The 6,784-nt window shown below is 70.3% G+C and carries 8 protein-coding genes; 4 read left to right on the forward strand and 4 right to left on the reverse strand.

Annotated elements, in window-relative coordinates; translation table 11 throughout:
• Positions 1–112: 112 nt before the first annotated feature.
• From ACKOED_RS04815 to tsaD, 4 genes are read right to left on the reverse strand one after another with little or no spacing between them, the layout of a single operon-like run.
• The gene (locus ACKOED_RS04815) at positions 113–772 is read right to left on the reverse strand and encodes a class I SAM-dependent methyltransferase (RefSeq protein ID WP_408915443.1); all 660 of its coding nucleotides are present in this window, start codon (positions 770–772) and stop codon (positions 113–115) included.
• Positions 769–1,191 carry an EVE domain-containing protein gene (locus ACKOED_RS04820; protein WP_408915444.1) on the reverse strand — a complete coding sequence of 141 codons (423 nt, stop codon included), beginning with the start codon at positions 1,189–1,191 and terminating at the stop codon, positions 769–771. The genes ACKOED_RS04815 and ACKOED_RS04820 overlap by 4 nt, the downstream gene beginning before the upstream one ends.
• A complete protein-coding gene (locus ACKOED_RS04825; RefSeq protein ID WP_408915445.1) occupies positions 1,191–1,481 on the reverse strand; it encodes a YciI-like protein in 291 nt (96 codons plus the stop codon). The genes ACKOED_RS04820 and ACKOED_RS04825 overlap by 1 nt, the downstream gene beginning before the upstream one ends.
• Positions 1,482–1,505: 24 nt before the next feature.
• On the reverse strand, positions 1,506–2,585 hold the full coding sequence (tsaD, locus tag ACKOED_RS04830; protein ID WP_408915450.1) for a tRNA (adenosine(37)-N6)-threonylcarbamoyltransferase complex transferase subunit TsaD: 1,080 nt from the start codon (positions 2,583–2,585) through the stop codon (positions 1,506–1,508).
• An 89-nt stretch (positions 2,586–2,674) separates the two neighbouring features.
• Here tsaD and hemC point away from each other — a divergent pair, with 89 nt between their 5' ends.
• The 4 genes from hemC to ACKOED_RS04850 form a co-directional block, all read left to right on the forward strand.
• Complete coding sequence (hemC, locus tag ACKOED_RS04835) at positions 2,675–3,589, forward strand: hydroxymethylbilane synthase (RefSeq protein ID WP_408915446.1); 915 nt, start codon at positions 2,675–2,677, stop codon at positions 3,587–3,589.
• Positions 3,589–4,296, forward strand: a complete 708-nt coding sequence (locus ACKOED_RS04840; RefSeq protein ID WP_408915447.1) for a uroporphyrinogen-III synthase — start codon at positions 3,589–3,591, stop codon at positions 4,294–4,296. The genes hemC and ACKOED_RS04840 overlap by 1 nt, the downstream gene beginning before the upstream one ends.
• Before the next feature lie 10 nt (positions 4,297–4,306).
• Positions 4,307–5,470: a COG4223 family protein gene (locus ACKOED_RS04845; RefSeq protein ID WP_408915448.1), complete on the forward strand. Its 1,164-nt coding sequence runs from the start codon at positions 4,307–4,309 to the stop codon at positions 5,468–5,470.
• A partial coding sequence (locus tag ACKOED_RS04850; protein WP_408915449.1) for a heme biosynthesis protein HemY occupies positions 5,467–6,784 on the forward strand: 1,318 nt, incomplete at its 3' end. The genes ACKOED_RS04845 and ACKOED_RS04850, both read left to right, overlap by 4 nt.

Here is a 6,784-nt window from a genome sequence, read left to right on the forward strand (position 1 = left end):
CCCATTGCTGGCGCAATGGGCCCCAACCCTCTCCCCGCTGTCGCGGGGCGAGGGAGTTACCTTGAATTCCCTCTCCCCATTCATGGGGAGAGGGTGAGGGGCGATCCGAGCCTCAACAAAACCGGCTTAGCCGCCAGACCGATGTCAGCTTGATCTCCGCGTCCTCGAGGTCGCGGGTGACCGGCACGCGGTATTCGCCGAGCCTGGTGAGCTGTTCGCGCGGCAGATAGCTGCGGCCGGGATCGCCGATGAGGGCTGGAATGCCGCGCGCTTCGGCCTCCGCCAGCCAGGCGAGAACCCGCGCCGCCAGCGCCTGCTCATAGAACAGATCGCCCACCAGGATGACGTCGCAATCCGGGGCCGGTGCGGTGAGCAGATCGGCGCCGGTCACCTCCAGCGCCACGGCGTTCAGCGCGGCGTTGAGCGACGCCGCGGCACAGGCGAAGGCATCGATGTCTCCGGCCAGCACATGCGCGGCCCCCGCCTTCATGGCGGCGATGCCGACGAGGCCTGAACCCGCCGCCAGGTCGATCACCCGTTTGCCGGCCACCAGCGGCGGATGGTCCAGCACATGGCGGGCCAGCGCCTGGCCGCCCGCCCAGGCAAAGGCCCAGAACGGCGGCGGCAGGCCGATCTCGCCCAGCTCCTCCTCGGTCTTCTGCCACAGCGGCACCGCCTCATGGGCGAGGTGGAGCTTCACCTCCGGCACCAGCGGCGGCGCCAGCACCGAGGTATTGGCGCGGATGAACCCCGCGCGGTCCGGGATCGTCAAAGCTTCGCGCCGCCCAGCTTGCAGATGTGCCGGAACTCGGCCTCGCTCACCGGCTGAACGGAGAGGCGCGAATTGTTGACCAGCACCATGTCCTTGAGCTTCGGGTCCTGTTTGATCTCGTCGAGCGTCACCGGCCGCGGCATGTCCGCCACGGCGCGGATGTCGACGCACGCCCAGGTGTCAACCTCGGCGGTCGAGTCCCGGTGCGCGAGCTTGCAGACCTCGACGATGCCCACCACCTCGCGGCCTTCGTTGGAATGATAGAAGAAGCCCTTGTCGCCCAGCTTCATGGCCCGCATGTTGTTGCGCGCCTGATAGTTGCGCACCCCGGTCCATTCCTCGCCGGCCTGGCCCCTGGCCTTCTGCTGCGCCCAGGACCACACCTCGGGCTCGGACTTGAACAGCCAGTAATTCGCCATCACGCGGCCTCCGGATTCCTGATCAGCCATTTCCACGGCCTGATGTCGACCGATGCGAAGAGGCCCGCCCTGGCATAGGGGTCGGCCGCGGCGATGGCCGTGGCCGCGGCGCGGTCCGCCGCCTCGATGATGACGAGGCTGCCCGAGGGCTTTCCCTCGTCATCGGTGAAGGGGCCGGCCGCCTTGAGCGCCGCCCCGAGGCTTTCCAGATGTTTCAGGTGATCGGGCCTCACCGCGAGGCGGAGGTCGAGGCTCGCGGGCTTGTCGGTGCAGATCAGGGCGAAGAGCATGGTGTTTGTCCTTGCTGTGGAAGTCTAGGCTTTGGCGCCGAGCTTGCCCGCGCCATAGACGGGGGCCTGCGCCTGGTCGAGCGGCCAGCGGGCGCGGGCGGCCACGCCCAAATCGTCGGTGAGGCCCAGGATCAGCCGCTCGGCGCCGGCCCAGGCGATCATCGCGGCATTGTCGGTGCAGAGCCTGGCAGGCGGCACGATGAGGGCGAGGCCATGGCGCGCCGCGGCGTCCTCGAACACCGCCTTGAGCTTCTGGTTGGCGGCCACCCCGCCGGCCACGATCAGCGGCGGCCGCGCAACGTCCGGGTGGGCGGCGCGAAACGCCTGCGCCGCCATGGCCAGCCGGTCGGCCATGGTGTCAGCCACCGCCGCCTCGAAGGAGGCGCAGACGTCGGCCACATCCTGCTCCGAGAGCACGCCCAGCCCCTTGACCGCCTCGCGCACCGCCGTCTTGAGGCCGGAGAAGGAGAAGTTGCAATCCTTGCGGCCCTTGAGCGGGCGCGGAAAGGCAAAGCGCTGCGGGTTGCCGCGGCGGGCAAAGGCCTCCACCTGCGGGCCGCCCGGGTAGCCGAGCCCCACGAGCTTCGCCACCTTGTCAAAGGCCTCGCCCAGCGCGTCATCGATGGTGCTGCCGAGGCGGTGGTAGCGGCCCACACCGGCGACGATCTGGAACTGGGTGTGTCCGCCCGAGATCAGCAGCAGCAGATAGGGGAACTCGACCTGCCCCAGGAGCCGCGCCGTGAGGGCGTGGCCTTCGAGATGATTGACGGCAAGCAGCGGCTTGCCGTGGCCAAGCGCAATGGCCTTGGCGGTGGTGAGCCCCACCAGCAGCCCGCCGAGCAGGCCGGGCCCCGCCGTGGCCGCCACGCCGTCAAGCTCCGCGAAGGAGAGGCCGGCCTGTTTCATGGCCTGCGCCACCAGCCGGTCGAGATGGTCGATATGGGCGCGGGCCGCGATCTCCGGAACCACGCCGCCATAGGGCGCATGATCCTGGGTCTGGGACAGCACCACATTGGACAGGATCTCGCCGCGCCCCGCCGCGTCACGCCGGACCACCGCGGCGGCGGTCTCGTCGCAGGAGGTTTCGATACCGAGAATATGCAGGGCGGGCTGGGCCATCGGATGGGTGACGCCACCGGGGTTTGCGGCTAAGAGGGATCGAACCTCTAGCATCCGCCGGAACGGACTTGCAAATGCCGAAGCTGAAGATTGGAACCCGCGGCTCGCCGCTCGCCCTCTACCAGGCCAATGAAACCCGCGACCGCCTGATGGCCGCCCACGGCTACGCCGCCGCCGACATCGAGATCGTGGTGATCACCACCACCGGCGACCGGGTGCGCGACCGGCCGCTCTCCGAGATCGGCGGCAAGGGGCTGTTCACGAAGGAGATCGAGGAGGCGCTGTTCGCCCGCGAGATCGACCTTGCCGTGCATTCCATGAAGGACATGCCGGCCCGGCTGCCGGACGGCCTCGCCATCGCGGCGCTGCTGCCGCGCGAGGATGTGCGCGACGCCTTCCTGAGCCCGGTTGCCGGATCGATCAGCGATCTGGCCGAGGGCGCCACGGTGGGCTCCTCCTCGGTGCGGCGGGCCGCCCAGCTGAAACGGCTGCGGCCGGACCTCAACGTGATCCAGTTCCGCGGCAATGTGGAAACCAGGCTGCGAAAGCTGGAAGAGGGTGTTGCCCAGGCCACCTTCCTCGCCGCCGCCGGCCTCAAGCGGCTGGGACTGGCGGACAGGATCGCCTCGCTGGTTCCAACCGAGGTGATGCTGCCCGCCGTGGCGCAGGGCTGCATCGGCATCGAGACCCGCGAGGATGACGCGGCGACGCGCGAACTGCTGAAGCCTCTCAACCACGAAGCCTCGGCCGTTGCGGTGGCCTGCGAGCGGGCGTTTCTGGCGGCACTCGATGGTTCCTGCCGGACACCCCTCGCCGGACACGCGGTGATGGAGGCTGGCGAGATCAGCTTCCGCGGCCATGCCCTGACGCATGATGGCGTGCACTGCTTCGAGACCACCCGCCGGGGTGCCGCCGCCGACGCCCAGCGCATGGGCCGCGAGGCGGGCGAACAGGTGAAAGCCGAGGGCGGCAGCCTCATCGCCTTCTGATGCGGATCGCCGTCACCAGGCCGGAGGAAGACGCCGGGCCCCTGAAGGCGAAGCTCGAGGCCATGGGCCATGAGGCGGTGATCGTGCCGCTGCTGGCGATCCGCCCGCGCCAGGCCGTGGAGATTCCCGCGCTGCCGTGGCAGGCCGTCGCGGTGACCAGCGCCAATGGTATCCGGTGCCTGCCGGCTTCCCACGGCCTCGCGAAATTCCGTACACTGACGGTTGGGCCGCAGTCCCTGAAGGCGGCGAAACAGGCGGGCCTCGCGGCGGAGGCGCATGGCGGCGACGTGACCGGGCTTGCCGCCTTCATCCGCGCCAATCTGGACCCCGGGGCGGGGCCGGTCCTGTACCTGTCGGGCGCTGAAACCACGGGCGATCTTGAAGGCCAGCTCGCCGCCGCGGGCTTTTCCTGCCACCGCGCGGTGCTCTATGACGCCGTGCCGGCGGCGGGCCTGGGGGTTGCGGAAAATAGTCTTAGGGCCGGTGAAATCGATGCCGTGATGCTTTATTCGCCGCGCAGCGCAAAAATCTGGCGCGCCCTGGTTGAGGCCGCGGGACTTTCCCGCCAGGCGGGCAGCGTTAGGAATTTTTGTCTTTCCGGGAATGTTGCCTCAGTTCTGCCCGAGAGCTGGGATAAGAAGGTTCCTGAAACGCCCGACGAGCAGGCCATGCTGGCCCTGCTTGCGCGGGAAGGGAGAAGGGACTAGGCGCAGAGCCATGACGATGGAACCGCCAGACGACAAGCCCGCCGCGAGGCCGCAGGTGATCGACCTCGAGGCCGAGGACATCGGCCCCGCGCCGGAGCCCCGGCCGGAGGCGCCGTTGCCGCCACCGCAGCCGAAGCGGCGCGGCAACATGTGGCTCATCGCGGCGCTGGCGCTCGGCCTGCTGGCCGGCCTGTTGCTCTACCGTGGCGTTCTGTCCAGCTATCTGCCGTCCAGTGAGATGACGGCGCTCAGAAACCAGGTGGCGGCGCTGGAAACCAACATCGGCGAACTGAACAGCGGGCTGGCTGGCGTCAAGGATCAGGCCGCCGCGGCAGCGGACGCCGCGAACGCCGCGCGGGCCGCGGCGGGCGATGCCGGCAAGGCAGCCGCGGGTGCCGCGCAACAGGCGCAGGGCCTTGCCCAGGCGCTGGACAGCAGCGGCGCGCGGCTGGCCGCGCTTGAAACGTCGGTGGCGGCGCTTTCCGCCGATCTCGGCGCGCTGCGCAACTCCGTTTCCGCGGCCGGAACCGCCGGCAGCGCCAGCGTTGCCTCGATCGATACCACGGCGCTTGCCGCGCTGAACCAGCGCATCGACGCGCTGGAGAAGGACGTGGCGAGCCTCAAGGCCGATGCGCCGGCCACGGCCCGGGCGGGTGCCGCGGCCGCCCTCTCGCAGGCGCTGGCGGATCTCAAGGCCAAGGTTGCAGCCGGCGCGCCCTATGCTCCCGAGGTTGAGCGCATCGCCCGCATGGTGCCCGCCGCGGCGGGGCTCGATACGGTGTCAGCCACCGCCGCGGAAGGCCTGCCGGACGCCAGGGGCCTGGCGGATGAACTGCGCGCCGCCATTCCGGGCTTGCCGCGGCCCGCCGCCGCGCCGCCCGCCGATGACAGCTATCTCGGCACGCTGATGAAGCAGCTCTCCGGCGTCATCACCATCCGGCCCATTGGCGAGACGGATTGGCCGCAGCTTGCCGAACAGGCGGCGGGTTTCGCGGAGGCCGGCGATCTCACCCAGGCCATCGCGGTGATCGACGCGGGCGAGGGCGACAAGCCTTTGCAGCTCACCCAGTGGCGTGACCGCGCCGCCGCAAGGCTGCGGCTTGACGCAGCGCTCGCCGAACTGTCCGACGCGGTGCTGCGCCAGATCACCGCCATGGGAGGGCCGCAGCCGTGATCAAGCTGTTGTGGCGCTTCTTCCTGCTGGTGCTGCTGGCGGCGGGCTTCGCCTGGATCGCCGACCGGCCGGGAACCCTCACCATCCGCTGGCTCGGCCGCGAGATCGAGATGAGCTTCGTCGCCGGCGTCGTCGTTGCGGTCGCGGCGGTGATCGCCATCTGGTTTGTGTGGAGCCTGTTCCGCCGCTTGTGGGCCAGCCCGCAATCGGTGCAGCGCTATCTCGCCTTTCGCAAGAACCGCAAGGGCTATGAGTCGCTCTCGCGCGGCATCGTGGCGGCGGGTGCCGGTGATGCCGCGGCGGCAGCGAGGCATGCGGCGATTGCCGGCAACGCCCTTCTGGATGAGCCGCTGGTCAATGTGCTGGCCGCCCAGGCCGCCCAGCTGAAAGGCGACCGCGGCGCCGTCAAACGCATTTTCGAGGCGATGACCAAATCGCCCGACACCGAGGCTTTGGGCCTGCGCGGCCTGTTCGCCGAGGCCCGCCAGGCGGGTGACATGTCCGCCGCCCGCCGCCATGCCGAGCGCGGCCTGGCGCTGAACCCGCGGCTCTCCTGGGCTTCCGCCGCCGCCCTGCAATTGCAGGCCGCCGCGCGGGACTGGACGGCCGCCGCCGCCACCCTCTCTCAGCAGATCAAGCTGGGCCTGATGCCGGCCGCGGAAGGCAACCGCAAGCTCGCCGCCGTGCTCACCGCCCAGGCGCTGGCGCTGGAAGACAGTGACCGGCCAAAGGCGCTGGAACTGGCACAGAAGGCCCACAAGCTGGACCCCGCCCTGGTGCCCGCCGCGCTGCTGGCGGCCCGGCTGCTCATCGCCCAGGCCTCGGCCCGCAAGGCCTCGAAGATCCTCCGGGAAAGCTGGCGTCTGAGCCCCCACCCCGACACCGCCGACCTCGAAGCGCATGTGATGCCGGGCGAAAGCCCCGAGGCGCGCTATGGCCGGGTGCGCGATCTCCTCAGGGAAGACAAGGGCGGGCTCGAAGGCGCGGTGGCGCTGGCCCGCGCCGGCGTCAGGGCAAAGCTGTGGCCCGAGGCGCGCGCCGCGCTCGCCCCCTATATCGATGGCCGCCCGCAGGCCCGCGTCTGCGCGCTGATGGCCGATATCGCGGAGGCCGAAGGCGACAAAGGGAGAGCGCGCGAATGGCTGTCCCGCGCCATCACCGCCCCGCGTGACCCGATCTGGGTCTCGGACGGGGTCGCGAGCCCGCGCTGGATGCCGGCCTCGCCCGTCACCTCGGAGATCGTGCCCTGCGAATGGAAGGCGCCCTTCGAAATGCCCGAAACCCTGGAGCCGGACCGGCCCTCGCCGCCCCCCG

Source organism: Aestuariivirga sp., assembly GCF_046093005.1.
Taxonomy (GTDB): Bacteria; Pseudomonadota; Alphaproteobacteria; order Rhizobiales; family Aestuariivirgaceae; genus Aestuariivirga.

What these genes read in the sequence shown, in the direction of transcription:
- ACKOED_RS04840 (WP_408915447.1), top strand. Translation starts at nt 3,589, where the DNA reads ATGCGGATCGCCGTCACCAGGCCGGAGGAAGACGCCGGGCCCCTGAAG.
- ACKOED_RS04820 (WP_408915444.1), bottom strand. Translation starts at nt 1,191, where the DNA reads ATGGCGAATTACTGGCTGTTCAAGTCCGAGCCCGAGGTGTGGTCCTGG.
- hemC (WP_408915446.1), top strand. Translation starts at nt 2,675, where the DNA reads ATGCCGAAGCTGAAGATTGGAACCCGCGGCTCGCCGCTCGCCCTCTAC.
- ACKOED_RS04845 (WP_408915448.1), top strand. Translation starts at nt 4,307, where the DNA reads ATGACGATGGAACCGCCAGACGACAAGCCCGCCGCGAGGCCGCAGGTG.
- ACKOED_RS04825 (WP_408915445.1), bottom strand. Translation starts at nt 1,481, where the DNA reads ATGCTCTTCGCCCTGATCTGCACCGACAAGCCCGCGAGCCTCGACCTC.